The sequence below is a fragment of the Pseudogemmobacter sp. TB195 genome (assembly GCF_058313095.1).
The window spans coordinates 1-897 of record NZ_JBZEGG010000092.1; the positions used below are offsets into that span (position 1 = coordinate 1).

An 897-nucleotide genomic window follows, 5' to 3' on the forward strand; every position below is an offset into this window, starting at 1 on the left:
GCTCTACCTGCTGCACCCGTTCATCATCCGCGCCATGCGTCAGGTCTTCGTCATGCTGGGTTTTGGGACGTGGATGACCTCCACCCTGTTTGCCCTCGCGGGGGTGATCGCCTCGTCGATTGGCGGCTGGCTGCTATACCGCCTGGTTGAAGCGCCGGTGCTGCGCTGGTTGCGCCGGCGGGCCAGGGTCTGAACCGTCGCGGCGCTTTCAGGGCAGGGGGGCGAGCCGCCCGCCATCGGCGACCGGCGGCAGATTCTGGACCATCTCCCGCTGCCCATCCCGGAAACCCCGCGTTTCCGCCGTCAGGCGCGAGCGCACGCCGTCGGGCGTGACGCGGATCAGGTGATAACCAGCCAGGTGATTGTGCATGCCGGCCATGGCCGACGCCGATGGCGCGCCAAGGATGGGGACCGCGCCATCCGGCCCGGGGATCCGCGCCAGCGAAATGACATGATTGTGGCCGTGCAACACCAGCTCGGCGCCGACGCGGGCAATCATGCGCGCGAAGGCTCCGGCGTCGGTAAGTCCCCGCCCGGGCCCCGCCCCCCCTACATGGGGCGGGTGGTGAATGAGCACCACCCGGCAGAGGCGCTCCGCCCGCAACTGCGCCAGCATGGCCTCCGCCGCCGCCAGTTGCCGCGCGCCCAGCCGCCCGCTGGCGAGAAAGGGCAGGGTCGGCACGCCGGAGCACAGACCAACAAACGCCACGCCCGCGCGCCGGCGCAGAAACGGGAAGCCATCGACCGGGCCTGGCGCCTCGCCGGCGTCGCTGCTCATCCAGGGGCCGAGATACTGGCGCAGCGGCGCCAGCGCGCTGCGCACATAGGCGTCATGGTTGCCCGGCGTGAAGCTGACCCGATCTGGCGGTCCGAGTGTTTCGACGAAGGCGCGCGCCG

At 70.9% G+C, this 897-nt stretch carries 2 protein-coding genes; one reads left to right on the top strand and one right to left on the bottom strand.

Translation table 11 applies throughout. The annotated features are described in order from the left end of the window. Window positions 1–193: hypothetical protein (locus AC4FS3_RS28735; protein WP_491023373.1), on the top strand; the 193-nt coding region annotated here is incomplete at its 5' end. A 15-nt stretch (window positions 194–208) separates the two neighbouring features. Here the strand turns inward: AC4FS3_RS28735 and AC4FS3_RS28740 are convergent. Next, on the bottom strand, window positions 209–897 hold a 689-nt coding region (locus AC4FS3_RS28740), incomplete at its 5' end, for a metallophosphoesterase family protein (RefSeq protein WP_491023374.1).